The following is a 23,870-nucleotide window of genomic DNA, read 5'->3' as shown; positions in this document are numbered from 1 at the left end:
GCCTTTTCTTGTCTGCCCAAACACCTCCCCCCCCCCCACCCACCCCCCCCCGCGCGCGCAGGGTTCCGTCCCCCCCTCCTCCCTCTCCCCCCCGACCCTTTGTGCGTACGGAGGTGTCAGCGGCGGTGCTGCGAGTCCGCGACCGTGACCTCGACCCGCTGGAACTCCTTGAGCTCGCTGTAGCCCGTGGTCGCCATGGCCCGCTTGAGCGCGCCGAAGAAGTTCATCGACCCGTCCGGCGTGTGCGAGGGACCGGTGAGGACCTCCTCGGTCGTGCCGACCGTGCCGAGGTCCACCTTCTTGCCGCGCGGCACGTCCTCGTGGACGGCCTCCATGCCCCAGTGGTGACCGCGGCCGGGCGCGTCCGTGGCGCGGGCCAGCGGCGACCCCATCATCACGGAGTCGGCGCCACAGGCGATGGCCTTCGGCAGGTCGCCGGACCAGCCGACGCCGCCATCGGCGATGACGTGGACGTAACGGCCGCCGGACTCGTCCATGTAGTCGCGGCGGGCCGCGGCGACATCGGCGACGGCGGTCGCCATCGGCACCTGGATGCCCAGCACGTTGCGCGTGGTGTGCGCGGCGCCGCCGCCGAAGCCGACCAGCACACCGGCGGCGCCGGTCCGCATCAGGTGCAGCGCGGCCGTGTACGTGGCGCAGCCGCCGACGATCACCGGGACGTCCAGCTCGTAGATGAACTGCTTCAGGTTCAGCGGCTCGGCGGCGCCGGACACGTGCTCGGCCGAGACCGTCGTGCCGCGGATCACGAAGATGTCCACGCCCGCGTCCACCACGGCCTTGGAGAACTCGGCGGTGCGCTGCGGGGAGAGCGCGGCGGCGGTGACGACACCGGAGTCGCGCACCTCCTTGATGCGCTGCTTGATCAGGTCGGCCTGGATCGGCGCCGAGTAGATCTCCTGGAGGCGGGCCGTGGCGGCCTCCGGCTGCAGCTCGGCGATCTCGTCGAGCAGCGGCTGCGGGTCCTCGTACCGGGTCCACAGACCTTCGAGGTTCAGCACGCCGAGCCCGCCCAGCTCACCGATGCGGATCGCGGTCGCGGGCGAGACGACGGAGTCCATGGGCGCTGCCAGGAACGGCAGCTCGAAGCGGTAGGCATCGATCTGCCAGGCGATCGAGACCTCCTTCGGGTCGCGGGTGCGCCGGCTCGGCACGACGGCGATGTCGTCGAACGCGTACGCACGGCGGCCGCGCTTGCCGCGCCCGATCTCGATCTCAGTCACTTTGGGAGGCGCCTTTCCATCTGGGTCCCTCTGGGGCCTGCCCGTCCAGTATCCCTGACGCATACGGAAGGAGCGGCCCCGGTGAACCCGGGACCGCTCCTGACCGTCTGACCTGCGGTGATACCCAGCCGCTACTTCCGGCTGTAGTTCGGCGCCTCGACCGTCATCTGGATGTCGTGCGGGTGGCTCTCCTTGAGGCCCGCGGACGTGATGCGCACGAAGCGGCCCTTGGACTCCATCTCGTCGACGGAGGCGGCGCCGACGTAGCCCATGGTCTGGCGCAGACCGCCGACGAGCTGGTGCAGCACGTTGGCCAGCGGGCCGCGGTAGGGCACCTGGCCCTCGATGCCCTCGGGCACGAGCTTGTCGTCGGAGGCGACCTCGGCCTGGAAGTAGCGGTCCTTGGAGTAGGACCGGCCCTGGCCGCGGGACTGCATGGCGCCCAGCGAGCCCATGCCGCGGTACGACTTGAACTGCTTGCCGTTGATGAACATCAGCTCACCCGGCGACTCCTCGCAGCCCGCGAGCAGCGAGCCGAGCATCACGGTGTCGGCACCGGCGGCGAGCGCCTTGCCGATGTCGCCGGAGTACTGGAGGCCACCGTCGCCGATGACCGGGACACCGGCCGCGCGGGCCGCGACAGCCGCCTCGTAGATCGCGGTGACCTGCGGGACGCCGATGCCGGCGACGACGCGGGTGGTGCAGATGGAGCCCGGCCCGACACCGACCTTGACGCCGTCGACACCGGCGTCGATGAGCGCCTGGGCGCCGTCACGCGTCGCCACGTTGCCACCGATCACGTCCACGGTCACCGCGGACTTGATCTTCGACATCCAGCTCAGCGCGTTGCTGTTGTGACCGTGCGACGTGTCGACGATCAGGAAGTCGGCACCGGCGGCGGCCAGCGCCTGCGCCCGCTCAAGGGCTTCGGGGCTCGCACCCACGGCGGCGCCGACGAGCAGCCGGCCCTCGCCGTCCTTCGCCGCGTTCGGGTACTGCTCGGCCTTCTTGAAGTCCTTGACCGTGATGAGGCCCTTGAGCACGCCCGCGTCGTCGACCAGCGGCAGCTTCTCGATCTTGTGGCGGCGCAGCAGCTCCATGGCGTCGACGCCGGAGATGCCGACCTTGCCGGTGACCAGCGGCATCGGCGTCATGACCTCGCGGACCTGACGGCCGCGGTCGTTCTCGAACGCCATGTCGCGGTTGGTGACGATGCCGAGCAGCTTGCCCGCCGGGTCGGTCACCGGGACACCGGAGATGCGGAACTTGGCGCACAGCGCGTCGGCCTCGGCCAGCGTCGCGTCGGGGTGCACGGTGATCGGGTCGGTGACCATGCCGGACTCGGAGCGCTTCACGAGGTCGACCTGGTTGACCTGGTCCTCGATGGACAGGTTGCGGTGCAGTACACCGACGCCGCCCTGGCGGGCCATGGCGATGGCCATGCGGGCCTCGGTGACCTTGTCCATCGCGGCGGAGAGCAGCGGGATGTTCACCCGCACATTGCGCGAGATGCGGGACGAGGTGTCGACCGCGTTCGGGAGGACCTCCGACGCGCCGGGCAGCAGCAGCACGTCGTCGTAGGTAAGCCCGAGAGTCGCGAATTTACCGGGCACGCCGTCGACGTTCGCAGTCATGACACCTTCTCCATATGGCCTTGATCGGTGCGGGTGTCCATGCTAACGGCCTACGGACGTGTCTCATTCCACGAGCAAGATCATCGGCCTTCTTTGTACGTTCCCACGTACGCGGCCGGGGTGTGTGCTACTGCTCGGCGAGCGCCCGCAGGCGGCTCAGCGCCCGGTGCTGCGCCACGCGCACGGCTCCGGGTGACATCCCCAACATCTGCCCGGTCTCCTCGGCGGTGAGGCCGACGGCGATGCGCAGGAGCAGCAGCTCCCGCTGGTTCTCCGGAAGGTTGGCGAGGAGCTTCTTGGCCCATTCGGCGTCGCTGCTGAGCAGCGCGCGCTCCTCCGGGCCGAGGGAGTCGTCGGGACGCTCCGGCATCTCGTCGGACGGCACGGCCGTCGAACCGGGACCGCGCATCGCCGCGCGCTGCAGGTCGGCGACCTTGTGGGCGGCGATGGCGAAGACGAAGGCCTCGAAGGGCCGGCCGGTGTCCTTGTAGCGCGGCAGCGCGAGCAGGACCGCGACACAGACTTCCTGGGCGAGGTCCTCGACGAAGTGCCGGGCATCACCCGGAAGCCGGGACAGCCGGGTCCGGCAGTACCGGATGGCGAGGGGATGGACGTGCGCGAGGAGATCGTGCGTCGCCTGCGCGTCGCCGTCGACCGCCCGGCCGACGAGCGTACCGATGACCCCCTGCTGGGCCGCTCCCTCGTCGTCGCGCATCGACCTATGGTGCCCTGTCGAGGTGCGGTCCGCGGCATCGCGTCCCTTGTTGTGCACCGAAGCGTTATGGACCGATGCGCCAGAGGCGCCCGAAGCGTTCGGGGCAGGTGCGCCGGAACTCATCTCCTGCGCCCTCCCCTCTCGCTGACCCTGCTCGCCCGATTCGTCGTCCCCGCGGAACTCCACACCACCAAGGATGCGGCATCGAGCGCGAAACGCAGAGCGACGTCGCTCACCGCGCCCCGTCAGGGGCGCGGGGCCGCATCCATGAGCGGCTCCGCCGCGGGGCGCGACCAGCCACAACGAAGCTGTAGCCGGCCGACGACATCACGTGGCAATACGCAGCCCGCACCGGCGCCCGAAGCGGAGCCCTACCGGACGAGACCCCAGCGGAACCCGAGCGCCACGGCGTGGGCCCGGTCGGACGCGCCGAGCTTCTTGAACAGCCGCCGCGCGTGCGTCTTCACGGTGTCCTCGGAGAGGAAGAGCTCGCGCCCGATCTCCGCGTTGGACCGGCCGTGGCTCATGCCCTCGAGCACCTGGATCTCACGCGCGGTGAGGGTGGGCGCGGCGCCCATCTCGGCCGAGCGCAGCCGGCGCGGGGCGAGCCGCCACGTCGGGTCCGCGAGGGCCTGGGTCACCGTGGCCCGCAGTTCGGCGCGCGAGGCGTCCTTGTGCAGATAGCCGCGGGCACCGGCGGCCACCGCGAGGGCCACGCCGTCCAGATCCTCGGCGACGGTGAGCATGATGATGCGCGCACCGGGATCGGCCGAAAGCAGCCGTCGCACTGTTTCGACGCCGCCGAGACCCGGCATGCGTACGTCCATCAGAATCAGGTCCGAGCGGTCGGCGCCCCAGCGGCGGAGGACTTCCTCCCCGTTGGCCGCGGTCGTCACGCGCTCGACGCCGGGCACGGTCGCGACCGCGCGGCGCAGCGCCTCTCGGGCGAGCGGGGAGTCGTCACAGACGAGGACGGATGTCATGACCGCCCTCCGCAGCTGATGCGCGTCACCTTGAGCCTCCAGGCTTTGTACGAATCGTCACCTGTGCGGTCGACACTCAGCAAGCTTTTCGGACAGATGCCCGAGAGCTTGCTGCTTCAACCGCCTCAGCACTCTCAACGATGGTCACTCGAAAGAGTTACGGGTCAGGCGGCCTGCTTCGGCACTCTACGTGAGGGGCCGGACACAGCGGTGACAACGCGACGCACCCTCAAGGTTTCACCACAAGCTATGCCCCATTTAGCGGCTTTTCTTCCCTTTTGCTGGTGTCTGTAGCTAGATTCGCAATGAGTCATATTTTCATCTCCTTAGACAGTAGATGTACGGTCATGGGCACCGTTCCGCGTCACAACGGCTACAACGGCAACAAGGGGACACACCAATGGCAGATTTCTCCCGCCTTCCCGGACCGAACGCAGATCTGTGGGACTGGCAGCTCCTCGCGGCCTGCCGCGGGGTCGACAGCTCGCTCTTCTTCCACCCCGAGGGCGAGCGCGGAGCCGCCCGCAGCGCCCGTGAGACCTCGGCCAAGGAGGTCTGCATGCGGTGCCCGGTGCGCGCGGAGTGCGCTGCTCACGCGCTTCAGGTGCGGGAGCCGTACGGGGTGTGGGGCGGCCTCACCGAGGACGAGCGCGAGGAGCTGATGGGGCGGGCCCGCAACCGGCTCGTCACCGCGTCGGCGACGGGCGGCGCGCCGTCGTCGGCCACGGCTTCACGTCACTGAAGGAACGTTTCTCCAATCGTGGGCGCACCTGGTGCGCCCACGGCCGTGTCCGGCGGGGGCCGGCCCGGCTCAGCGCGCGGCGGCCCTGTCGGCGGCGCGCGCCAGATGATCGAGGGTCGCGGCGACGGCCGGCACCTGGGCCAGATCGGGCAGGGTGAGCGCGACGATCTCGCGCTGCACGGCCGGCTCGACCGTCACTGTCCGTGCACCCTTGGGGCGAACAGACTCGATGGCCAGTTCGGGCAGGACGGCAACACCGAGCCCGGCGCCGACGAGTCCGATCACCGCCGGGTAGTCGTCCGTCGCGAAGTCGATGCGGGGGGCGAACCCGGCGCTCTCGCACACCTCCACCAACTGGCGGCGGCAGCGCGGGCAGCCCGCGATCCACGACTCGTCCGCGAACGCGTCGATGGTGACGGAGCCCCGCAGCGCGTGCCCCTCGGGGACCAGGCCCACCAGGCGGTCGGCGAGCAGCGGGCGCACGACGAGGTCGTCCCAGTCCTCCGCGGCCTGGGCGCCCTCGCCCTCCCGTCTCCCGCCGCCGCCCCTCTGCGGAGGCGCTTCGCGCCGCTCCTCATATCTGAAGGCGAGCGCGACGTCGCAGTCGCCCTCGCGCAGCATCTCCACCGAGCGCGGCGGCTCGGCCTCGACCAGCGAGACCCGGGTGCCGGGGTGCTCGGCGCGCAGCGCGGCGAGCGCCGTCGGGACCAGGGTCGAGCTGCCACTCGGGAACGAGACGAGCCGGACCCGGCCCGCGCGCAGCCCGGCGATCGCGGCGACCTCCTCCTCGGCGGCGGTGAGCCCCGCGAGGATGCCCGCCGCGTGCCGGACGAGGGCCTCGCCCGCCTGGGTCAGGCGCATCTCGCGGCCGGTGCGGATCAGCAGCGGGGTGCCCGTGGACGACTCCAGGGCCTTCATCTGCTGGCTGACCGCGGGCTGGGTGCAGCCCAGCTCCCGGGCGGCCGCCGAGAAGGAGCCGGTGGCGGCGACGGCACGCAGGACGCGGAGGTGGCGGGCTTCGATCACCCCTCAAGCATAAGCGAGGCTTGGGGAATGCGACGAATAATGCGTGGCGGCTTTGGTTCGGGGTCCCGTAGCGTTGGCCGGTATGAAGCTTCTGTCTCTCAATCTCGGGCACCGCAAGGCCGTCGAGTACACCGACCAGGCCGAGGGCGTGACCGGCATCGACAAGCAGCCGGTCGAGGGGCCCGTGCGGGTGGCCGCGCCCGGACCGAAGGGCACCGGCGGCAGCGGTCTCGCCGGGGACGCGGTGTGCGACAGACGCCACCACGGCGGTGACGACCAGGCGGTGTACGCGTACGCGCGTGAGGACCTGGACGACTGGGAGCGGACGCTGGGCCGGCCGATCCCCAGCGGCGGCTTCGGCGAGAACCTCACGACCGAGGGCCTCGACATCACGGGCGCGCTGATCGGCGAGCGCTGGCGGATCGGTCCCGAGGTGGTCCTGGAGGTGACATCGAGCCGGATCCCGTGCCGGACCTTCCAGGGACATCTCGGCGAGAAGGGCTGGGTCAAGCGGTTCACGCAGGAGGGCGCGGCGGGCGCGTATCTGCGGGTGATCGAGCCGGGCGAGATCCGGGCCGGGGACCCGATCGAGGTCGTGCACCGTCCGGACCACGAGGTGACGGTCCAGCTCGCGTTCCGCGCGGTGACCACGGAGCGGGCGCTGCTGCCGAGCATGCTGGCGGCCGGCGAGGCGCTGCATCCGGAGGAGCTGAGAGCGGCGCGGGAGTACGTGGCGAAGTACGGCTCCTGACCGGGCCCATGATCACCGGCACCCCCGGGCCGTCACTAACCTGGGGCCATGACTACGGCACTGATCACCGGATCCACCGCGGGCATCGGCGCCGCGTTCGCCCGGCGCCTGGCTTCCGACGGGCACAACCTGGTCCTGGTCGCGCGGGACACCGAGCGGCTTCAGGACCAGGCGACGGAGCTGCACGACCGGCACGGCATCGAGGCCGAGGTGCTGACCGCCGACCTCGCCACGGACGAGGGCATCGCGGCGGTCGAGGAGCGGCTGAAGGACCGCAAGGCCGCGGTCGACCTGCTCGTCAACAACGCGGGGTTCGGCAACAAGGGCCGCTACCTGGAAGTCTCCATGGCCGACGAGCTGACCATGCTGAAGGTGCACTGCGAGGCGGTGCTGCGGCTGACGTCGGCGGCGGCCTCGGCGATGCGGGAGCGCGGGCGCGGCGGTGTGGTCAACGTGGCGTCGGTCGCCGCGTTCGTGCCGCGTGGCACGTACGGGGCGTCGAAGGCGTGGGTCGTGCAGTTCACGCAGGGCGCGGCGAAGGATCTGGCGGGGACCGGGGTGCGGCTGATGGCTCTGTGCCCCGGGTTCGTGCGCACCGAGTTCCATGAGCGGGCCGGGATGGGCACCGACAACATCCCGAACTGGATGTGGCTCGACGCCGACAAGCTGGTGGCGGCGGCGCTGACCGATCTGTCCCGCGGCAAGTCCCTGTCGATCCCGGATCCGCGGTACAAGGCCCTGATGGGCGTGGTGAAGGTGACCCCGCGTTCTTTGCTGGGCGGGGTCACATCGCGGACGGGCCGCAAGTACGGCCCGCAGTAGATCCCGTTCGTCCGCGGCCCCGGTGGGGGCTGGTCGCGCAGTTCCCCGCGCCCCTGGGTCGTCCTTCGTCTGCGGGCCGGTGGGGCTTCTCGCGCAGTTCCCCGCGCCCCTGAGGCAGGCGCTACGCGCCGCCTCTCCTGAAGGGGAGCGGCGCGCCTCTGATGAGATGGCGCACGAAGTGCGCATCTCAGGGGCGCGGGGAACTGCGCGAGAAGAGGCCACCGGCCCGCGCACGACCGACAACCCGAAAAGGGGCGAGGCCCGCCTCCCCGGTGATGGGGAGACGGGCCTCACGAGGAGTGCGGGTCAGTGCGAGTGACCGTGGCCGTGGCCGGCGTCGGCCTCGTCCTCGGCCGGCTTCTCGACGACGAGGGTCTCGGTCGTCAGGAGCAGGGAGGCGATCGAGGCGGCGTTCTCCAGCGCGGAGCGCGTCACCTTGACCGGGTCGATGACACCGGCCTTGACCAGGTCGCCGTACTCGCCGGTCGCGGCGTTGTAGCCGCTGCCCTTCTCGAGCTCCTTGACCTTGGAGACGATGACGTAGCCCTCCTGGCCGGCGTTCTCACCGATCCAGCGGAGCGGCTCGACGACGGCGTTGCGGACGACGGAGACGCCGGTGGCCTCGTCGCCCTCCTTGCCGAGGGAGCCCTCCAGGACCTTGGAGGCGTGCACCAGAGCGGAGCCACCACCGGAGACGATGCCCTCCTCGACCGCGGCGCGGGTCGCGGAGATGGCGTCCTCCAGACGGTGCTTCTTCTCCTTGAGCTCGACCTCGGTCGCGGCACCGACCTTGATCACGCAGACGCCGCCGGCGAGCTTCGCGAGGCGCTCCTGGAGCTTCTCACGGTCCCAGTCGGAGTCCGTGTTCTCGATCTCGGCCTTGATCTGGTTGACGCGGCCGTCGACGTCGCCCTTGTTGCCGCCACCGTCGACGATCGTGGTGTCGTCCTTGGTGATGGTCACGCGGCGCGCGGAGCCGAGCACGTCCAGGCCGGCCTGGTCGAGCTTGAGGCCGACCTCTTCGGCGATGACGGTGGCACCGGTGAGGGTGGCCATGTCCTGGAGCATCGCCTTGCGGCGGTCACCGAAGCCGGGGGCCTTGACCGCGACGGCGTTGAACGTGCCGCGGATCTTGTTCACGACCAGGGTCGACAGGGCCTCGCCCTCGACGTCCTCGGCGATGATGAGGAGGGGCTTGGAGCCGCCGGCCTGGATGACCTTCTCCAGGAGCGGGAGCAGGTCCTGGATGGACCCGATCTTGCCCTGGTGGATCAGGATGTACGGGTCGTCGAGGACGGCCTCCATACGCTCCTGGTCGGTGACGAAGTACGGGGACAGGTAACCCTTGTCGAAGGCCATGCCCTCGGTGAAGTCGAGCTCCAGGCCGAAGGTGTTGGACTCCTCGACGGTGATGACACCGTCCTTGCCGACCTTGTCCATCGCCTCGGCGATGAGCTCGCCGACCTGGCTGTCCTGGGCGGACAGACCGGCGACGGCCGCGATGTCGGCCTTGTCGTCGATCGGGCGCGCCGTGGCGAGCAGGTCCTCGGAGACGGCCTTGACGGCGGCGTCGATGCCCTTCTTCAGGGCGGCCGGGGAGGCACCCGCGGCGACGTTGCGCAGGCCCTCGCGGACCAGGGCCTGGGCGAGCACGGTGGCGGTGGTGGTGCCGTCACCCGCGATGTCGTTGGTCTTGGTCGCCACCTCCTTCACCAGCTGCGCGCCGAGGTTCTCGTACGGGTCCTCGATCTCGACCTCACGGGCGATCGTGACACCGTCGTTGGTGATGGTGGGGGCGCCGAACTTCTTGTCGATGACGACGTTGCGGCCGCGGGGGCCGATCGTCACCTTCACCGTGTCGGCAAGCTTGTTGACGCCGCGCTCAAGGGCGCGACGGGCGTCCTCGTCGAACTTCAGGATCTTCGCCATGGGAGCGTTTCAGCCCTCTCGGAAAACTAGGGTGAAGCTTGGTGTGAAAACGAACCGCGCCCCCGACCCCGGCTGATGTGAATCGCGGGTGCCAGGGGCGCAGATCGAAAGCTGAAGCTATGTCGCTTCGGTGAAGCCGGTAATCCGGAAGCGGACTACTTCTCGACGATCGCGAGCACGTCGCGGGCCGAGAGGACGAGGTACTCCTCGCCGTTGTACTTGACTTCGGTGCCGCCGTACTTGCTGTACAGCACGATGTCGCCGGTCTTCACGTCGAGCGGAAGACGCTCGCCGTTCTCGAAGCGGCCCGGGCCCACGGCGAGGACGACGCCCTCCTGGGGCTTCTCCTTCGCGGTGTCCGGAATGACCAGGCCAGAGGCGGTGGTCTGCTCGGCGTCGAGCGGCTGGACCACAATGCGGTCCTCGAGCGGCTTGATGGCAACCTTGGAGCTGGTGGTCGTCACGATCCGACCTCCCCCTTCGGAGATCTCACGGGGTTAACTGTCTGAGGTGGCGACCAGGTGGATCCGTCGTCGCGGGTGCCGGACCTGCCCGTCGCTGTTGGCACTCTCCTACGGGGAGTGCCAGAAGCGAGACTATGACCGCGATTAGCACTCGGTCAAGCGGACTGCTAATCGCGCTCTCCGCGCGGCGCCGTTTCCACCCGTCTCCCGGCCCCCCGCCGACGGCTTCCGGCCGCCTCCGGCGGGCCACGGATCGGTCTCGGTCGGGGAACGTACGGAGAACGTACGGGTGGAGCCGCCGGTTCCGTACGAGAGTCCTGGCACGACCGGCGAGAACCGCACTCCCGGACCCGGTCGCCGGAGGGGGCGTGTCGTGGAACGGCCGGACGACGACTGGTTCGCGGGTGGGTGTCTGGTCGCCCTTGTCCTGCTCCTGGAGGCCGCCTACACGGTTCTCGTGGTGTTCAGCCTGGCGCTGCAGGGGCTCGGAGGCGCGGACACGGGGTCGGTGAAGCCCGGCAGCCCGCCGCCCGCGCCGGACTGGACCGAGGTGTGGCTGTGGGGCGGCGGCGCAGGGGCGGCGCTCGTCTTCGGGGCCACGTTCCTGTGGCTGCGGCGCCCGTGGGCCGCGTCGGTCCAGCTGTTCGGCGCCGTGTGGGCGGCGACCCTGGCGGCCGCCGCCTGGCAGCGGATTCGGGCCTAGACCGTCGGCACCGGGTTCAGACGTGGCCCGTCGGCAGCGGGCTCAGACGTAGTCCTCCAGCCGGGCCACCGTGAACCCCTGCTCCTGGACACGCCGCAGCATCCGCGAGGTCATCTCCGTCAGGGTCGTGCCCTTCAGCTCGGCGGGGCCACGGAAGTGGGCCAGGATGATGTCGCCGGGGCGCAGGCGGTCCCCGTCGGCGTAGCGGAGGTCGTTGATCTGCATCGAGGCGCGCCACAGGACGATCGCGTCGATGCCGCAGTCGCCGGCCGCGCGCAGGGTGTCCGCGTCGTAGTTGCCGTAGGGCGGGCGGAACAGCCGCGGGGCCGCGCCGAAGCGGGACTTCAGGCGGGTCTGCTGGCCGCAGATCTCGGCGTGCTGGTCGACGTAGCCGCGGCCGGGCAGGAAACGGTGGGTCAGGGTGTGGTTCTCCACCTGCGCGCCCAGCCGCCGCAGTCGGCCGAAGTGGTCGTACCCGGCGCCCGCGGCGGAGTCCGCGAGGAACATCGAGATCGGCAGCCGCAGCTCACGGACCATGTCGACGAACCGGGGATCCCGCTCGGCGCCGTCGTCGAAGGTCAGGAAGACGACCTTGTCGCGGGTGGGTACGTGGTCGATGACCGGCGGCACCCGGCCGGGGGCGCGGGCCGCGAGCGCCCGGTGCGGCCGCGGGGCCGGGGCCAGCGGGGCGGCCAGGCCCCAGCGGCGGTGGACGTCCGGGGCGGGCGCTCCGGCCGCCGCCGGGGGCGGCTCGGGCCTGCGCACCTTCTGCGCCGCCTTCCTGCCCATCCGCTCGATCGGGTCGACGGACTGCGCGCACCCGGTGAGCAGCACGGCGGCCAGGGCACAGACGATCGCCGCCCGCACCCCCGGCCGCCGAACACCGCTCCCCACCCCATGAGTTGTCACAGGTAGTCCTCCAGGCGCGCCACCGCGTACCCCTTGTCGGTGACGTACTTCATGAACGTACGGATCATGTCGGGCATCGTGCCCTTCCAGTCCTCGCGACCCCGGAAATGCGTGAGGATGATGTCGCCCGGATGGATGTCGCGGTCCCACTCGCGGTAGTCCATTCGGTCCACGAAGACCTCCGCGTTCCAGATGGGCGCGTACTTGACCCCGCAGGACTTGGCGGCCTTCAAGGTGTCCTGGTTGTAGTTGCCGTAGGGCGGGCGGAAGAGGGCGGGACGCTTGCCGTAGTGCTTCTCGATGACGTCCTGCATGCCGCAGATCTCGCGCTTCTGTCCCGCATAGGACAGGCCCGGCAGGTAGGGGTGGTGGAGCGTGTGGTTGTTCAGGCCCACCCCGGCCTTCTGCATCGTCTTGAAGTACCCGTAGTCCTCCTTGGCGAGGTAGTCGCTGAGGAAGGCGGTGTACGGGATCTTCAGCTCGCTCATCATCCGTACGAACGCCGGGTCCTTCTCGGCGCCGTCGTCGATCGTGAGGAAGACGATCTTCTTCTTCGTGGGGATCGTGGTGAAGACCGGGGGCAGCCCGAGTTCCTTCTGGTCGTCGACCTCGAAGCCCTTGCGCGGCGCGATGTGCGGCTTGTGCGCGGGTGGCGCGGGCGCGGTCAGCGGCGGCTTCGCCAGGCCCCAGTGCTTGGCCGCCGCGACGATGCGGGCGCGTTCGGCCTTGAGCCTGGTGGCGTACGAGTCGAGGGCGCGGGCCGGCGGGGCCTTGAGCGGCTGCTGGCCGGGGGCGGGACGCACGGTCGTGGCGTCGCCGTCGCCCGAGGCGCAGCCGGAGGCGAGGGCACAGGCGGCGAGGACGGCGACCGAGACCCGTCGCAACGTCCGCCTCCTGCCGCTTTTCTCATTTTGTCGTACTAGTTGCATGGCGCCGGATCTTTGCAGCTCAACGCCCTGATCAGGGGCCGACACCGCCGCCGTGCGCGCACCATCCACCGACTGGCCCACAATGGACCGGGTGAACGACCCCGCCTCCCTCGCCGCCCTCCTGACCCCCGCCGGACAGGCCCTGCTCGACGCCCTGCGCGACCACGACCCGGCCCAAGAGCTCGCGCTCGCCACCCGGCTGCGCCGCGAGCACCCGGCCGACCTCGTGTCGGCCGCGCTCGCCCAGGCCCGGCTGCGGCAGCGGGCGGTGGCGAAGTTCGGGGCGCGCGACGCGGCCCGGATGTACTTCACGGCGAACGGCGTCGAGCAGGCGACCCGCACGAGCGTGGCCACGCACCGCGCGGAGTCCTTCAAGGAGCTGGGCGTACGGTCCGTCGCCGATCTGTGCTGCGGCATCGGCGGCGACGCGATCGCCCTGGCCCGCGCGGGCATCTCCGTCCTCGCCGTCGACCGCTCCCCGCTGACCTGCACCGTCGCCCGGGCCAACACCGAGGCGCTGGGGCTCGGCGAGCTGATCGAGGTGCGCGAGGCGGATGTCACGGAGGTGGACACATCGGCGTACGACGCGGTGTTCGTCGATCCTGCCCGCCGGGGCGGCCGGGGCCGCATCTTCGACCCCGAGGCCTACTCCCCGCCCCTGTCCTGGGCCGTGGCCGCCGCACTGAAGGCGCCCCGCGCCGCGCTGAAGATCGCCCCCGGCATCCCGCACGAGGCGATCCCGGGCGAGGCCGACGCCGAGTGGATCTCGGACGGGGGCGATGTGAAGGAGGCCGTGCTCTGGTTCGGCACCGAGCCCGGCAGGATGCGGGCCACTCTGCTGCCGGGCCCGCGGGCGCTGACCGGGCGCGGGCTGCCCGACCCCGAAGTACGCCCGGTGGGACGGTACTTGTACGAGCCCGACGGCGCCGTCATCCGGGCGCATCTGGTCGCCGAGGTGGCCGAGCAGGTCGGCGGTGGCCTGCTCGACGAGACCATCGCGTACGTCACGGCGGACGAGCTGCGGCCGACGCCGTACGCGGCGCCGTACGAGATCACCGACCAACTCCCCTTCAGCGTCAAGAAGTTGAAGGTGCTGCTGCGCGAGCGCGGGGTCGGCGTCCTCACCGTGAAGAAGCGCGGCTCGGCCGTGGAACCGGAGGAACTGCGCCGCAAGGTCATGCCGAAGCCCTACGGGAAGGCGTCGGCGACGGTGTTCCTGACGCGAGTGGCGGGGGCACCGACCATGCTGGTGGGGCAGAGCGCTCGCTGAGGTCATGGGGCTCCGCCCCGGACCCCGCTCCTCAATCGCCGGAGGGGCTTGTTCTGCCGAGCAGAAACTCCCGCTCCCGCTCATTGCGCGCAAGCGCGGCGGCCCTCACGAACTCCTCCCGAGCCTCCACAACGCGCCCCAGCCGCTCCAGCAGATCCCCGCGAACGCTCGGCAGCAAGTGATAGTCCCGCAGGGCGGGTTCACCGACCAGCGCGTCCACGATCACGAGCCCCGCGGCGGGCCCGTCGGCCATGGACACGGCCACGGCCCGGTTCAACTCGACCACCGGCGACGGAGCGCGCGCGGCGAGCAGGCCGTACAGGGTGGCGATGCGCGGCCAGTCGGTCTCCTCGTACGTGTGCGCCTGGGCGTGACAGGCGGCGATGGCGGCCTGGAGGACGTACGGCCCGGGACCGTCCCCCGGCAGGGTGGCCTCCGCGCGGGCCAGGGCGGTGAACCCGCGGCGGATCAGCAGCTGGTTCCAGCGTGAGCGGTGCTGGTCCTTCAGCAGGACGGGCGCGCCGTCGGGCGTGGTGCGGGCGGCCGCGCGCGAGGACTGGAGTTCGAGCAGCGCGGCCAGACCGTGCACCTCGGGCTCCTTCGGCATCAGCGACTGCAGGACGCGGGCGAGCCGCAGGGCGTCCTCGCACAGCCCCGGGCGGAGGTAGTCGTCGCCCGCCGTGGCCGCGTACCCCTCGTTGAAGATGAGGTAGATGACTTCGAGGACCGAGCCGAGGCGGGCCTCCCGGTCCGGCCCGTAGGGCACTTCGAAGGCGACGTCGCGGGTGGCGAGGGTGCGTTTGGCACGCACGACGCGCTGGGCGACGGTCGCTTCGGGGACGAGCACGGCGCGGGCGATCTCGGCGGTGGTCAGGCCGCCGAGGAGGCGCAGGGTGAGCGCGGCGCGGGCCTCGGGGGACAGCACCGGGTGACAGCTCATGAAGACGAGCCGCAGCAGATCGTCGTCGATGTCCTCGGGGTCCGGGGCCGCCTCCTGTTCGTAGGCGAACGCGGTCCCCCGCCCGACCTCCTCCAGCTTGCGCGCGTAGCTCTCCCGGCGCCGCACCAGATCGACGGCCCGCCGCCGGGCGGCGACGGTCAGCCAGGCCCCCGGACTGTCGGGGACCCCGGTCCGCGGCCAGCTCTCCAGCGCGGCGACCAGCGCGTCCTGCGCCAGTTCCTCGGCGATCCCGACGTCCCGCACGACCCGGGTGACGGCGGCGATGATCCGCGGCGCCTCCATCCGGAAGACGGTCTCGACGCTCGCGGCGACGGCGGGCGGGGCGGGGGTCCCGTCGGACTCCCCGCCACCGGACCCGCCGGAGCCCCTGCCGGAAGTCCCGGTCCCGTCACCGGTCCCGCCGGCCCGCCGCGTACTGTCGTGTCGCTCTGTCACGGGCCACCATCAGACACCCGGCGGCGCCCCGGGCCAAGCGGGATCAGCCCGCGTCGATCTGCCGGACCTCACAGGTGACGGTCCAGAACTCCTCGTGGACCTGGACGAACCGCTTGGCCCACTCGACCGCCTCGGCCATGTCCTTGCACTGCATCAGGGCGTAGCCGCCGACGACCTCCTTGGACTCGGTGAACGGGCCGTCGGTGACGGACGTGCGCCCGCCCTCCCAGTGCACCCGCTTGCCCTGGGCCTGCGGCAGCAGACCGGCCGTGTCGAGCATGACGCCCGCCTTGGTGATCTCCTCCAGCAGTTCGCCCATGCGCTGCCCCAGCTCGGCGCTCGGGCCCTCGGCGGGCGCGGTGGTCTCGTCGATGTGGATGAGGGAGATGAAGCGCGGCATGACGACTCCTCGGGTTCGGCGGGGCCGGTCCTTCCCGGCCCCTTCACCCTTGCGTCGAACGGGCCGGGCCCGGATCGACACACCCGCGGAATTTTCTCCAGAAGTTTTTGACCGGAGCGCCGAGCCGTAGGGCGGATGTCGGAAGTCCGGGTGTCGGAAGTCCTAGCGCAGCGACTCCCAGAGCTCCTCGGCCTCCGGTTCGTCGGCCACCACCCGGTTATGGTCGGACGGCGCCTGCACCACGGGCATCATCACCGTCTTCACGGAGTCGCCGGACAGGTCCTGGAGACTGCGCGCCAGGCCCGACAGCTTGGTCAGCGAGTCGAGGCCGGTGTCCGTGGTGAGGGAGCCGGTCGCCGCGTCGGCGATCTTGTAGAGGCGGGTCGGGCTGGTGAGCAGCCCGGAGCCCGAGACCTGCTCCGCCAGCGCCTTCACCAGCTGCTGCTGGAGCTTGATGCGGCCCAGGTCGCTGCCGTCGCCGACGCCGTGCCGGGTACGGGCGAAGGCGAGGGCGGTCTTGCCGTCGAGGTGGTGGAGGCCGGCGTCCAGGTGGAGCTGGCTGAGGTCGTCGTCGATGTCCTCGTCGGTGGTGATGTCGACACCGCCGAGCGCGTCGATGAGCTTCGCGAAGCCCGCGAAGTCGACCTCCAGGTAGTGGTCCATGCGCACCCCGGTGAGGGTCTCGACGGTCTTCACCGCGCAGACCGGACCGCCCAGCGAGTAGGCGCTGTTGAACATGACGTTGTACGCGACCGCGGTCGTGCCGCCGGACTCCGTCGGGCAGGAGGGGCGCTGCACGAGGGTGTCGCGCGGGATGCTGACGACCGTCGCCTCGGTCCGGTCGGCGTTCAGGTGCAGGACCATCGCGGTGTCGGAGCGCGCACCACCGCTGTCACCGCCGCCGAGCTTCTTGTTCTCCTTGCCGGAGCGCGAGTCGGAGCCGAGAACGAGGATGTTCAGCACGCCCTTCTCGACCGGTTCCTGCGGCGCGGAGGCCGACGGCGAGGGGGACGGGCCCGGCGCGTCGGCGCGGGCCGGGCGGTTGTCGCCGAGCGCGCTGTCGATGTCGACGCTGTGGATGTTGTGGTCCAGGTGCCAGTACACCCAGCCGGCGCCACCGCCACCGAGCACGAGGGCGCAGCCGAGCACCACACCGGCGACCTTCACCGCACGCCCACGGAACCGTTTCTTCTCTGTCACTCAGGGAACGTAAGTCCGAATTATTACAACGGTAAACCTCTCGCCCCGACTCTTCGGAAAATCTCAGAAAATCTCGGATACACACCACCGCGAAACGGCCCTTATCGCTCCGCGGGTGGGGACGTGCCTCAGGCGGTCTCGAACCGCCAGCGGTGCACCGCCCGGGTCACCAGGTCGCCGTCCGGTTCGGGCAGTTCGGGCAGTTCGGCGTCGTAGGCCGCGTCCCACCAGGTGATGACGAGGACCCGGTCCTGCGGCGCGCGCAGCGTCTCGCGGCGCAGCGGCCCGCCCTCAAGGGACAGGGTCTGCGCCTTGGCCCAGGCGAGCAGTTCGTCGCCGCGTCCGGCGACCGCCCGGGCCTCCCACATCAGGGCGACGCTCACGAGTAGAGGTTCTCCTTGCTGACCTCGTGCACGTGATCGTGGCCGTGGTGGTGACCGTGGTCGTGGTCGTGCCCCGGAACGTGTGTCTCGGTCACCGGCAGCGACGAGTCGGCGGACAGGTCCCACGAGGAGGCCGCCCGGTTCCTGGCCACCATCTCGGCGCCCAGCGCGGCGACCATCGCGCCGTTGTCCGTGCAGAGCTTGGGGCGCGGCACCCGCAGCCGGATCCCGGCCCGCTCGCAGCGCTCCTGGGCGAGGGCGCGCAGCCGCGAGTTGGCCGCGACACCGCCGCCGATCATGAGGTGGTCGACGCCCTCGTCCTTGCAGGCGCGCACCGCCTTGCGGGTCAGCACGTCGACGACCGCCTCCTGGAAGGACGCCGACACGTCCCGCACCGGCACGTCCTCACCGGCGGCCCGCTTGGCCTCGATCCAGCGGGCCACGGAGGTCTTGAGGCCGGAGAAGGAGAAGTCGTACGCGGCGTCGCGCGGGCCGGTCAGTCCGCGCGGGAACGCGATGGCGGTGGGGTCGCCCTCCTTGGCGTACCGGTCGATGACCGGGCCGCCGGGGAAGCCGAGGTTGAGCACCCGGGCGATCTTGTCGAAGGCCTCGCCCGCCGCGTCGTCGATGGTCGCGCCCAGCGGCCGTACGTCGGAGGTGATGTCGCTGGACAGCAGCAGCGACGAGTGGCCGCCGGAGACCAGCAGCGCCATCGTCGGCTCGGGCAGCTTCCCGTGCTCCAGCTGGTCGACGCAGATGTGCGAGGCGAGGTGGTTGACGCCGTAGAGCGGCTTGCCGAGCGCGTACGCGTACGCCTTCGCGGCGCTCACGCCGACCAGCAGGGCGCCCGCGAGACCGGGTCCGGCCGTCACGGAGATGCCGTCGAGGTCCTTGGCGGTCACCCCCGCGTCCTTCAGGGCGCGCTGGATCGTCGGGACCATCGCCTCCAGGTGCGCGCGGGAGGCGACCTCGGGGACGACGCCGCCGAAGCGGGCGTGCTCGTCGACGCTGGAGGCGACGGCGTCGGCGAGCAGGGTGGTGCCGCGGACGATGCCGACGCCGGTCTCGTCGCAGGAGGTCTCGATGCCGAGGACGAGCGGTTCGTCAGCCATGGTTCTTCTCTTCGCTCAGTGAGTCACTTGCGGTGTTGGTGGTCAGGCGCATCACGAGGGCGTCCACATTGCCCGGCTGGTAGTAGCCGCGGCGGAAGCCGATCGGCTCGAAGCCGAAGCGCTCGTAGAGCTTCTGCGCCCGGGTGTTGTCGACGCGCACTTCGAGCATCACCTCGGCGACCTCGAAGGCGGTGGCGTGCCGCAGCAGTTCGGTGAGCAGCCGGGCGCCGAGCCCGCTGCCCCACTGGTCGCGGGCGACGGCGATGGTCTGGACGTCGGCCAGGTCCTGGGCGGCGGCGAGCCCGCCGTAGCCGAGCAGCCGGTCCCCGTCGTACGCGACGACGTACCGCCGCGTCGACCCCACCCCGCGCGCGTGCGAGAGCTCGGACCAGAACATGCCGCGCGACCAGGCGTCGGCCGGGAAGAGGTCCTTCTCCAGGGCCAGCACCGGGTCGATGTCCCACCAGCGCATCTCGCGGATGTCGACGTCCACAGTGGTCACTGGGGGGTGACCACCTTGTAGTTCTTGGGGACCTGGGCGTCGGGCCTGCGCAGGTACAGCGGCCGCGGTTCGAGCAGTTCCTCGCCGGCGGCCAGCTTCTCGGCGGCCAGGGCGGCGAGCGCGGCGGCGCTGACGTGCTCGGGGCCGTGCGCGTCCGGGAACACCTCGGGGTAGAGCAGCGCGCCCGCGCCGACGGCGGGCAGCCCCGCGACCTGCTCGGCGATGTCGGCGGGCCGGTCGACGGCGGCTTCGGTGGTGCGGGTGCGCGGGTCGTCGTAGCGCGCCCAGTACACCTCCTTGCGCCGGGCGTCGGTGGCGACCACGAAGGGCCCTTCCACCTGAGCCTCGAACGCGAGTCCGTCCAGCGTGCACAGGCCGTGCACGGGGACGTCGAGCGCGAGCCCGAAGGTGTCGGCGGTCATCAGGCCGACCCGCAGTCCGGTGTACGGTCCCGGGCCGACGCCCACGACGATCCCGGTGACGGCGTCGAGCTTCAGCCCGGCCTCCTGGAACACCCGGTCGACGGCGGGCAGCAGCAGCTCCCCGTGTCTGCGGGCGTCCACCTGGCTCGACTCCGCGACGACGGAGGAGCCGTCGTGCAGGGCGACGGTGACGGCGGGGGTGGCGGTATCCACAGCGAGCAACAGCACGCGAACAGCCTACGACCACACAAGAGCGGACACGTCCGGACCGCCGACAACCAGGGGAGGGCCCGCCCCCGGCTGCTACCGTCACCCGGAGAAGTCGAACACCGAGAGGCAGGCACCTGGTGGCACGGAGCAGCACCGGATTCGTGACCGCGCTGACCGCGGGCGCGCTCGCCGTGGTCGGCTTCCTCGCCTACCAGGCCTCGGCCAGCGCACCGGCCGATCTCGGCAAGTCGCCCTCCGCCTCCTCCTCGTCCTCGTCGTCGGCTTCGGCATCGCCGAAGAAGAAGGCGGACCCGAAGGCGCTGCCCGCGCAGTCCGGCAAGGGCGAGCGGGTCGTCTACGCGCTGGACGCGAAGCGCGTCTGGCTGGTGGGCGGCAACGGCAAGGTGCAGCGCACCTACGAGGTGACGCCCGGCACGGTCGACCCGGCGCCCGGCAAGTACACGGTGAACTCGCGCTCCGGGGCCATCCCGGGCACGGACGGGACGCCGGTCGAGCACGTGGTGCGGTTCGCGAGCGCGAGCGGGGTGGTGATCGGGTTCAGCGCCGCGGTCGACGGCTCCACGCCCGAGCCCGATCCGTCGAAGCAGACCGGCGGCATCCGCGAGTCGCGGGCCGACGGCAACGCGATGTGGGAGTTCGCCACGTTCGGGCGGCTCGTCGTCGTGGTTCCGTAGCGGATCTACCGCACGCCCCGGCGGGATTCCTCGGCGGGGACCGGCGTCGCGCCCGCCCGGTCCGGCGGCGTCGACACCAGCCGTGCCGCCGCGCACGAGGCCAGCAGGTCCGCCATCGACACCCCGCGCACCACGTCCCGCCCCGCACGCGGCGGCAGCGGTGCCGCGCGGGTCTCCGCCTCACGTTCCGATGCCGACATGGACGCCTCCCGGGGCCGCCTGAGCAATCGTGGTTAGGTAGACCTAACCAAGACCGGCTTCCATGTGAACACGCCGAAGGGGCGTCGCGCAACATGTTGCCGACGCCCTGTCGGGATGTACGGGAAAGAGGCGGTCAGCCCGCCAGCGACGCCAGGTCCGCCTCGGTCCAGCGCGCCCCGATGCCGTTCAGCGTCACCACACGCACCTCGTCGGTGGTGTCGCCGGTGGCCCGGTCGATGAGCACGTGCAGCCGGTCGTCGGAGAGCTCCTCGACCTTGCCGTCGCCCCACTCGACGACGACCACGGAGTCCGGGAGCGAGACGTCGAGGTCCAGGTCCTCCATCTCGTCGAGCCCGCCGCCGAGCCGGTAGGCGTCGACGTGCACCAGCGCCGGGCCCGCGCCGAGCGGCGGGTGGACGCGGGCGATCACGAACGTCGGCGAGGTCACCGCACCGCGCACGTCCAGGCCGGCGCCGAGGCCGCGGGTCAGGGTCGTCTTGCCGGCGCCCAGCTCACCGGTGAGCATCACGAGGTCGCCCGGGCGCAGCCGTTTGGCCAGCGCGAGGCCCAGCTCCCCCATGGCATCGGGAGAGTTGACCGTGATCGTGACCGTAGAAACAGGCGTGCCGGAAGAGGCAGGGGTTTCGGGGGTGGTGGGTTCAGCCGCCGGGTCGAGCGGTGCTGCCGGTGTCTCCATAAATCCCCACGGTAGCCGCTGCCGGTACCGCTCCCGTACGGGCCAGCAGATCGGCCAGCCGGTCGGTCACGGCCTCCGGGTGCTCCAGCATCACCAGGTGCCCGGCGTCCGGCACGAGCACGAACTCGGCGTCGGGCAGCAGCTCCGCGATCGCCTCGCTGTGCCCGCTCGGCGTCACCAGGTCCCCCTCGCCCGCGAGGACCAGGACGGGCAGCCCGGCGAAGCGGCTCAGCGCGGCCGTCTTGTCGTGCTCCTGGAACGCCGGATAGAACTCGGCGACCACGTCGATCGGCGTGCCCTCGATCATCCGCTCGGCGAACCGGGCGATCGCCGGATCGACGTCCCGGGTCGCGAACGAGTACCGCTTGATGATCCCGGCGAAGAGGTCGGCCGTCGCTCTGCGCCCCCGCTCGACGAGGTCGGCACGCTGCCCGAGGGCCTTCAGGACGCCGGGCAGGACCCGCCGCACCACGTTCACCCCGGCCACCGGAAGCCCGTAGTTCACCTCACCGAGCCGCCCCGACGACGTCCCCACGAGGGCGGCGCCCACGACCCGGTCACGGACGAGGTCCGGGCACTGGTCGGCGAGCGCCATCACGGTCATGCCGCCCATGGAGTGGCCGACGAGGACGAGCGGGCCCTCGGGCGCCGCCGCGTCGATCACGGCCCTGAGGTCGCCGCCGAGGGTGTCGATGGAGACCGGCAGGCCGCTCTCCGTCTGCTCCACCCCGCGCCCGGAGCGGCCGTGGCTGCGCTGGTCCCAGTACACGCACCGCACCACACCGCGCAGGGCCGCGCGCTGGAAGTGCCAGGAGTCCTGGTTCAGGCAGTAGCCGTGGCTGAAGACGACGGTGACCGGCGCGGGCGCCTTGCGGCCGAACAGGCGCCGTCTGCGGGTGCCGGTGGCCGTGGCGGCGGCCGCGGGGTCCGGCTCCACCTCGTCGACCTCGTAGTACAGCTCCGTGCCGTCCGCCGCGTACGCCTTGCCGGGCAGGCCGCGCAGCGAGCCGTAGGGCCCCGACGCGTCCAGCGCGAGCCGTGCCTTCCTGCGCATCCCGCGCCCCACGGTGAGCCGCTCCACGGCGACTCCGGCGGCGGCGCCCGCGGCGACCACCCCCACCGCGGCGCCCGCGAGACCGGCCCGCCGCCAGCTCCCCGAGGCCGCCGCGGCAGCCTCGGTGACGGCCGCCGTGGCCTGTGCGCTGGTCTCGCTCACGTGCCGCTCCCTCGCTGTGCGCGCCGCTGCTCCGCTGTGCCGTGTCCGCAGTGCTTACCGGGTTTCCCGGCCGGTTCGCGCCTCACACGGCGCGGACCCGGTCGGCCGGCTCCGCGGCCGATGCCCCGGCCGTCCCGTCCGCCCTGTCAGCTCTGTCTACGTAGACGCGCGGGACGCGGGAACCGATCCGCGTGACGATCTCGTACGCGATGGTGCCCGACGCCGCCGCCCAGTCCTCGGCGGTCGGCTCCCCCGCGTCGCCGGGGCCGAACAGCACCGCCTCGTCGCCCGCGGCCGGCTCGTCCCCGCCGAGGTCGACGACGAACTGGTCCATCGCGACCCGGCCCGCGACCGTGCGCCGCTTGCCGCCGATCAGGACGGGACCGGTGCCCGAGGCGTGCCGCGGGATGCCGTCCGCGTAGCCGAGCGGCACCAGGCCCAGGGTCGTGGGGCCCGGTGTGACGTAGTGATGCCCGTAACTGACGCCGAGTCCACCCGGCGCGTGCTTCACGAGCGCGAGCGACGCCTTCAGGGTCATCACCGGGCGCAGCCCGAAGTCCTCCGGGGTGCCGAGCGCGGGGCTGGGCGAGATCCCGTACATGGCGATGCCCGGCCGGACCAGGTCGAAGTGGGTCTCGGGGAGGGTGAGCGTGCCCGGCGAGTTCGCGATGTGCCGCACCTCGGGGGTGACGCCCTCGCCCTCCGCGTATCCGACCATCTCGCGGAACTCGGTCAACTGCGCCGCGATGGAAGGGTGTCCCGGCTCGTCGGCGCACGCGAAGTGCGACCACAGACCGGTGACGGTGATCAGGCCCGCGGCCTGCGCGGCGAGCGCCTCGCGCACCAGCTCCGGCCAGTCCGCGCGCAGACAGCCGCCCCGGCCGAGGCCGGTGTCGGCCTTGAGCTGGACGCGCGCGGTGCGGCCCAGCTCCCGCGCGGCGGCGGTCACTTCGCGCAGCGCCCACAGGCCGCCCACCGACATGTCGAGGTCGGCCTCGATGCCCGCGCGCCAGGGCCCGCCGGGCACCCACAGCCAGCACATGATCCGGCCGCCGATCCCGGCCGCGCGCAGGGCCAGGGCCTCTTCGGGGGTGGCGGTGCCGATCCACTCGGCACCGGCCTCCTTCGCGGCGCGGGCCACCGGGAGCATCCCGTGCCCGTACGCGTCGGCCTTCACGACGGCCATGAACGCGGCCCCCGGCGCGTGCGCGCGCAGGGACCGCACATTGGCCTTGAGCGCGGCCAGGTCGATCTCGGCGCGGGCGCGAAGCGGGGCAGTCACGTTCTCGTTCATGGTGCGCCCAGTCTCTCAGAGGGG

At 71.6% G+C, this 23,870-nt stretch carries 26 protein-coding genes; 6 read left to right on the top strand and 20 right to left on the bottom strand.

Features of this window, described 5'->3' with window-relative positions:
- Positions 1–116 precede the first annotated feature (116 nt).
- From ACFVDP_RS11230 to ACFVDP_RS11215, 4 genes are all read right to left on the bottom strand, one after another.
- The gene (locus tag ACFVDP_RS11230) at positions 117–1,241 is read right to left on the bottom strand and encodes a GuaB3 family IMP dehydrogenase-related protein (RefSeq protein ID WP_383486787.1); all 1,125 of its coding nucleotides are present in this window, start codon (positions 1,239–1,241) and stop codon (positions 117–119) included.
- Positions 1,242–1,372: 131 nt separating this feature from the next.
- The gene (guaB, locus tag ACFVDP_RS11225; protein ID WP_383486784.1) at positions 1,373–2,875 is read right to left on the bottom strand and encodes an IMP dehydrogenase; all 1,503 of its coding nucleotides are present in this window, start codon (positions 2,873–2,875) and stop codon (positions 1,373–1,375) included.
- Between the two features lie 127 nt (positions 2,876–3,002).
- Complete coding sequence (locus tag ACFVDP_RS11220) at positions 3,003–3,590, bottom strand: sigma-70 family RNA polymerase sigma factor (protein WP_351452910.1); 588 nt, start codon at positions 3,588–3,590, stop codon at positions 3,003–3,005.
- A 371-nt stretch (positions 3,591–3,961) separates the two neighbouring features.
- On the bottom strand, positions 3,962–4,573 hold the full coding sequence (locus ACFVDP_RS11215; RefSeq protein ID WP_003948568.1) for a response regulator transcription factor: 612 nt from the start codon (positions 4,571–4,573) through the stop codon (positions 3,962–3,964).
- A 400-nt stretch (positions 4,574–4,973) separates the two neighbouring features.
- Here ACFVDP_RS11215 and ACFVDP_RS11210 point away from each other — a divergent pair, with 400 nt between their 5' ends.
- Positions 4,974–5,315 (top strand): WhiB family transcriptional regulator, encoded by a 342-nt coding sequence (locus ACFVDP_RS11210; protein WP_383486781.1) that lies wholly within the window; start codon positions 4,974–4,976, stop codon positions 5,313–5,315.
- 69 nt (positions 5,316–5,384) lie between these two features.
- Here the strand turns inward: ACFVDP_RS11210 and ACFVDP_RS11205 are convergent, their stop codons facing one another.
- Positions 5,385–6,341, bottom strand: coding sequence for a LysR family transcriptional regulator (locus ACFVDP_RS11205; RefSeq protein WP_383486778.1), 957 nt, complete (start codon positions 6,339–6,341; stop codon positions 5,385–5,387).
- A gap of 82 nt (positions 6,342–6,423) precedes the next feature.
- Between ACFVDP_RS11205 and ACFVDP_RS11200 the strand changes: the two genes are divergently transcribed.
- Both ACFVDP_RS11200 and ACFVDP_RS11195 read left to right on the top strand, forming a co-directional pair.
- Positions 6,424–7,092, top strand: a complete 669-nt coding sequence (locus ACFVDP_RS11200; RefSeq protein WP_383486775.1) for an MOSC domain-containing protein — start codon at positions 6,424–6,426, stop codon at positions 7,090–7,092.
- Positions 7,093–7,140: 48 nt separating this feature from the next.
- Positions 7,141–7,914, top strand: a complete 774-nt coding sequence (locus ACFVDP_RS11195) for an SDR family NAD(P)-dependent oxidoreductase (protein WP_383486772.1) — start codon at positions 7,141–7,143, stop codon at positions 7,912–7,914.
- 306 nt (positions 7,915–8,220) lie between these two features.
- Here the strand turns inward: ACFVDP_RS11195 and groL are convergent, their stop codons facing one another.
- Together groL and groES are read right to left on the bottom strand one after the other, a co-directional pair.
- A complete protein-coding gene (gene groL / locus ACFVDP_RS11190; protein WP_383486769.1) occupies positions 8,221–9,843 on the bottom strand; it encodes a chaperonin GroEL in 1,623 nt (540 codons plus the stop codon).
- A gap of 155 nt (positions 9,844–9,998) precedes the next feature.
- On the bottom strand, positions 9,999–10,307 hold the full coding sequence (gene groES, locus ACFVDP_RS11185) for a co-chaperone GroES (RefSeq protein ID WP_017239619.1): 309 nt from the start codon (positions 10,305–10,307) through the stop codon (positions 9,999–10,001).
- 373 nt (positions 10,308–10,680) lie between these two features.
- Between groES and ACFVDP_RS11180 the strand changes: the two genes are divergently transcribed.
- On the top strand, positions 10,681–11,010 hold the full coding sequence (locus tag ACFVDP_RS11180) for a hypothetical protein (protein WP_383486766.1): 330 nt from the start codon (positions 10,681–10,683) through the stop codon (positions 11,008–11,010).
- Between the two features lie 42 nt (positions 11,011–11,052).
- Here the strand turns inward: ACFVDP_RS11180 and ACFVDP_RS11175 are convergent, their stop codons facing one another.
- Both ACFVDP_RS11175 and ACFVDP_RS11170 read right to left on the bottom strand, forming a co-directional pair.
- Entirely contained in the window at positions 11,053–11,919 is an 867-nt protein-coding gene (locus ACFVDP_RS11175; protein WP_383486763.1) for a polysaccharide deacetylase family protein, read from the bottom strand.
- Positions 11,916–12,848 (bottom strand): polysaccharide deacetylase family protein, encoded by a 933-nt coding sequence (locus ACFVDP_RS11170; RefSeq protein WP_383486760.1) that lies wholly within the window; start codon positions 12,846–12,848, stop codon positions 11,916–11,918. Before ACFVDP_RS11170 ends, ACFVDP_RS11175 begins: the two co-directional genes overlap by 4 nt.
- Before the next feature lie 82 nt (positions 12,849–12,930).
- On the opposite strand from ACFVDP_RS11170, the gene ACFVDP_RS11165 reads away from it, so the two are divergent.
- Positions 12,931–14,118, top strand: a complete 1,188-nt coding sequence (locus ACFVDP_RS11165; RefSeq protein WP_383487338.1) for a methyltransferase domain-containing protein — start codon at positions 12,931–12,933, stop codon at positions 14,116–14,118.
- A gap of 31 nt (positions 14,119–14,149) precedes the next feature.
- On the opposite strand, the gene ACFVDP_RS11160 is transcribed toward ACFVDP_RS11165, so the two are convergent.
- From ACFVDP_RS11160 to tsaB, 7 genes are all read right to left on the bottom strand, one after another.
- Entirely contained in the window at positions 14,150–15,361 is a 1,212-nt protein-coding gene (locus ACFVDP_RS11160; protein WP_383487335.1) for an RNA polymerase sigma factor, read from the bottom strand.
- 196 nt (positions 15,362–15,557) lie between these two features.
- Positions 15,558–15,914 carry a YciI family protein gene (locus ACFVDP_RS11155; RefSeq protein WP_383486758.1) on the bottom strand — a complete coding sequence of 119 codons (357 nt, stop codon included), beginning with the start codon at positions 15,912–15,914 and terminating at the stop codon, positions 15,558–15,560.
- A 162-nt stretch (positions 15,915–16,076) separates the two neighbouring features.
- Positions 16,077–17,081 (bottom strand): LCP family protein, encoded by a 1,005-nt coding sequence (locus ACFVDP_RS11150; protein WP_383487332.1) that lies wholly within the window; start codon positions 17,079–17,081, stop codon positions 16,077–16,079.
- A gap of 161 nt (positions 17,082–17,242) precedes the next feature.
- Entirely contained in the window at positions 17,243–17,497 is a 255-nt protein-coding gene (locus ACFVDP_RS11145) for a hypothetical protein (RefSeq protein WP_383486755.1), read from the bottom strand.
- Complete coding sequence (gene tsaD / locus ACFVDP_RS11140) at positions 17,494–18,609, bottom strand: tRNA (adenosine(37)-N6)-threonylcarbamoyltransferase complex transferase subunit TsaD (RefSeq protein WP_383486753.1); 1,116 nt, start codon at positions 18,607–18,609, stop codon at positions 17,494–17,496. The genes ACFVDP_RS11145 and tsaD overlap by 4 nt, the downstream gene beginning before the upstream one ends.
- Positions 18,602–19,081 carry a ribosomal protein S18-alanine N-acetyltransferase gene (gene rimI / locus ACFVDP_RS11135; RefSeq protein WP_383487329.1) on the bottom strand — a complete coding sequence of 160 codons (480 nt, stop codon included), beginning with the start codon at positions 19,079–19,081 and terminating at the stop codon, positions 18,602–18,604. The genes tsaD and rimI overlap by 8 nt, the downstream gene beginning before the upstream one ends.
- Before the next feature lie 26 nt (positions 19,082–19,107).
- The gene (gene tsaB / locus ACFVDP_RS11130) at positions 19,108–19,761 is read right to left on the bottom strand and encodes a tRNA (adenosine(37)-N6)-threonylcarbamoyltransferase complex dimerization subunit type 1 TsaB (protein ID WP_383486750.1); all 654 of its coding nucleotides are present in this window, start codon (positions 19,759–19,761) and stop codon (positions 19,108–19,110) included.
- 119 nt (positions 19,762–19,880) lie between these two features.
- Between tsaB and ACFVDP_RS11125 the strand changes: the two genes are divergently transcribed.
- On the top strand, positions 19,881–20,438 hold the full coding sequence (locus tag ACFVDP_RS11125; RefSeq protein WP_383486747.1) for a hypothetical protein: 558 nt from the start codon (positions 19,881–19,883) through the stop codon (positions 20,436–20,438).
- Positions 20,439–20,443: 5 nt separating this feature from the next.
- On the opposite strand, the gene ACFVDP_RS11120 is transcribed toward ACFVDP_RS11125, so the two are convergent.
- From ACFVDP_RS11120 to alr, 4 genes are all read right to left on the bottom strand, one after another.
- Entirely contained in the window at positions 20,444–20,638 is a 195-nt protein-coding gene (locus tag ACFVDP_RS11120; protein ID WP_383486744.1) for a hypothetical protein, read from the bottom strand.
- 134 nt (positions 20,639–20,772) lie between these two features.
- On the bottom strand, positions 20,773–21,336 hold the full coding sequence (tsaE, locus tag ACFVDP_RS11115; protein ID WP_383486741.1) for a tRNA (adenosine(37)-N6)-threonylcarbamoyltransferase complex ATPase subunit type 1 TsaE: 564 nt from the start codon (positions 21,334–21,336) through the stop codon (positions 20,773–20,775).
- Complete coding sequence (locus ACFVDP_RS11110) at positions 21,299–22,552, bottom strand: alpha/beta fold hydrolase (protein ID WP_383486738.1); 1,254 nt, start codon at positions 22,550–22,552, stop codon at positions 21,299–21,301. The genes tsaE and ACFVDP_RS11110 overlap by 38 nt, the downstream gene beginning before the upstream one ends.
- An 82-nt stretch (positions 22,553–22,634) precedes the next feature.
- Positions 22,635–23,846 carry an alanine racemase gene (gene alr / locus ACFVDP_RS11105; protein WP_383486735.1) on the bottom strand — a complete coding sequence of 404 codons (1,212 nt, stop codon included), beginning with the start codon at positions 23,844–23,846 and terminating at the stop codon, positions 22,635–22,637.
- Between the last annotated feature and the right edge of the window lie 24 nt (positions 23,847–23,870).

It is taken from the genome of Streptomyces sp. NPDC057694, assembly GCF_042799415.1.
Classification (GTDB): domain Bacteria; phylum Actinomycetota; class Actinomycetes; order Streptomycetales; family Streptomycetaceae; genus Streptomyces.
The sequence above is the reverse complement of the archived record's forward strand: the minus strand, read 5'-3'. Positions and strand labels throughout refer to the sequence as shown.

Bases quoted from the DNA above. Each gene is read 5' to 3' on its own strand.
- guaB (WP_383486784.1), bottom strand. From the start codon at position 2,875: ATGACTGCGAACGTCGACGGCGTGCCCGGTAAATTCGCGACTCTCGGG.
- ACFVDP_RS11220 (WP_351452910.1), bottom strand. From the start codon at position 3,590: ATGCGCGACGACGAGGGAGCGGCCCAGCAGGGGGTCATCGGTACGCTC.
- ACFVDP_RS11215 (WP_003948568.1), bottom strand. From the start codon at position 4,573: ATGACATCCGTCCTCGTCTGTGACGACTCCCCGCTCGCCCGAGAGGCG.
- ACFVDP_RS11210 (WP_383486781.1), top strand. From the start codon at position 4,974: ATGGCAGATTTCTCCCGCCTTCCCGGACCGAACGCAGATCTGTGGGAC.
- ACFVDP_RS11200 (WP_383486775.1), top strand. From the start codon at position 6,424: ATGAAGCTTCTGTCTCTCAATCTCGGGCACCGCAAGGCCGTCGAGTAC.
- ACFVDP_RS11195 (WP_383486772.1), top strand. From the start codon at position 7,141: ATGACTACGGCACTGATCACCGGATCCACCGCGGGCATCGGCGCCGCG.
- groL (WP_383486769.1), bottom strand. From the start codon at position 9,843: ATGGCGAAGATCCTGAAGTTCGACGAGGACGCCCGTCGCGCCCTTGAG.
- ACFVDP_RS11170 (WP_383486760.1), bottom strand. From the start codon at position 12,848: ATGCAACTAGTACGACAAAATGAGAAAAGCGGCAGGAGGCGGACGTTG.
- ACFVDP_RS11165 (WP_383487338.1), top strand. From the start codon at position 12,931: ATGGACCGGGTGAACGACCCCGCCTCCCTCGCCGCCCTCCTGACCCCC.
- ACFVDP_RS11160 (WP_383487335.1), bottom strand. From the start codon at position 15,361: ATGGAGGCGCCGCGGATCATCGCCGCCGTCACCCGGGTCGTGCGGGAC.
- ACFVDP_RS11155 (WP_383486758.1), bottom strand. From the start codon at position 15,914: ATGCCGCGCTTCATCTCCCTCATCCACATCGACGAGACCACCGCGCCC.
- tsaD (WP_383486753.1), bottom strand. From the start codon at position 18,609: ATGGCTGACGAACCGCTCGTCCTCGGCATCGAGACCTCCTGCGACGAG.
- rimI (WP_383487329.1), bottom strand. From the start codon at position 19,081: ATGCGCTGGTGGGACATCGACCCGGTGCTGGCCCTGGAGAAGGACCTC.
- ACFVDP_RS11120 (WP_383486744.1), bottom strand. From the start codon at position 20,638: ATGTCGGCATCGGAACGTGAGGCGGAGACCCGCGCGGCACCGCTGCCG.
- tsaE (WP_383486741.1), bottom strand. From the start codon at position 21,336: ATGGAGACACCGGCAGCACCGCTCGACCCGGCGGCTGAACCCACCACC.
- alr (WP_383486735.1), bottom strand. From the start codon at position 23,846: ATGAACGAGAACGTGACTGCCCCGCTTCGCGCCCGCGCCGAGATCGAC.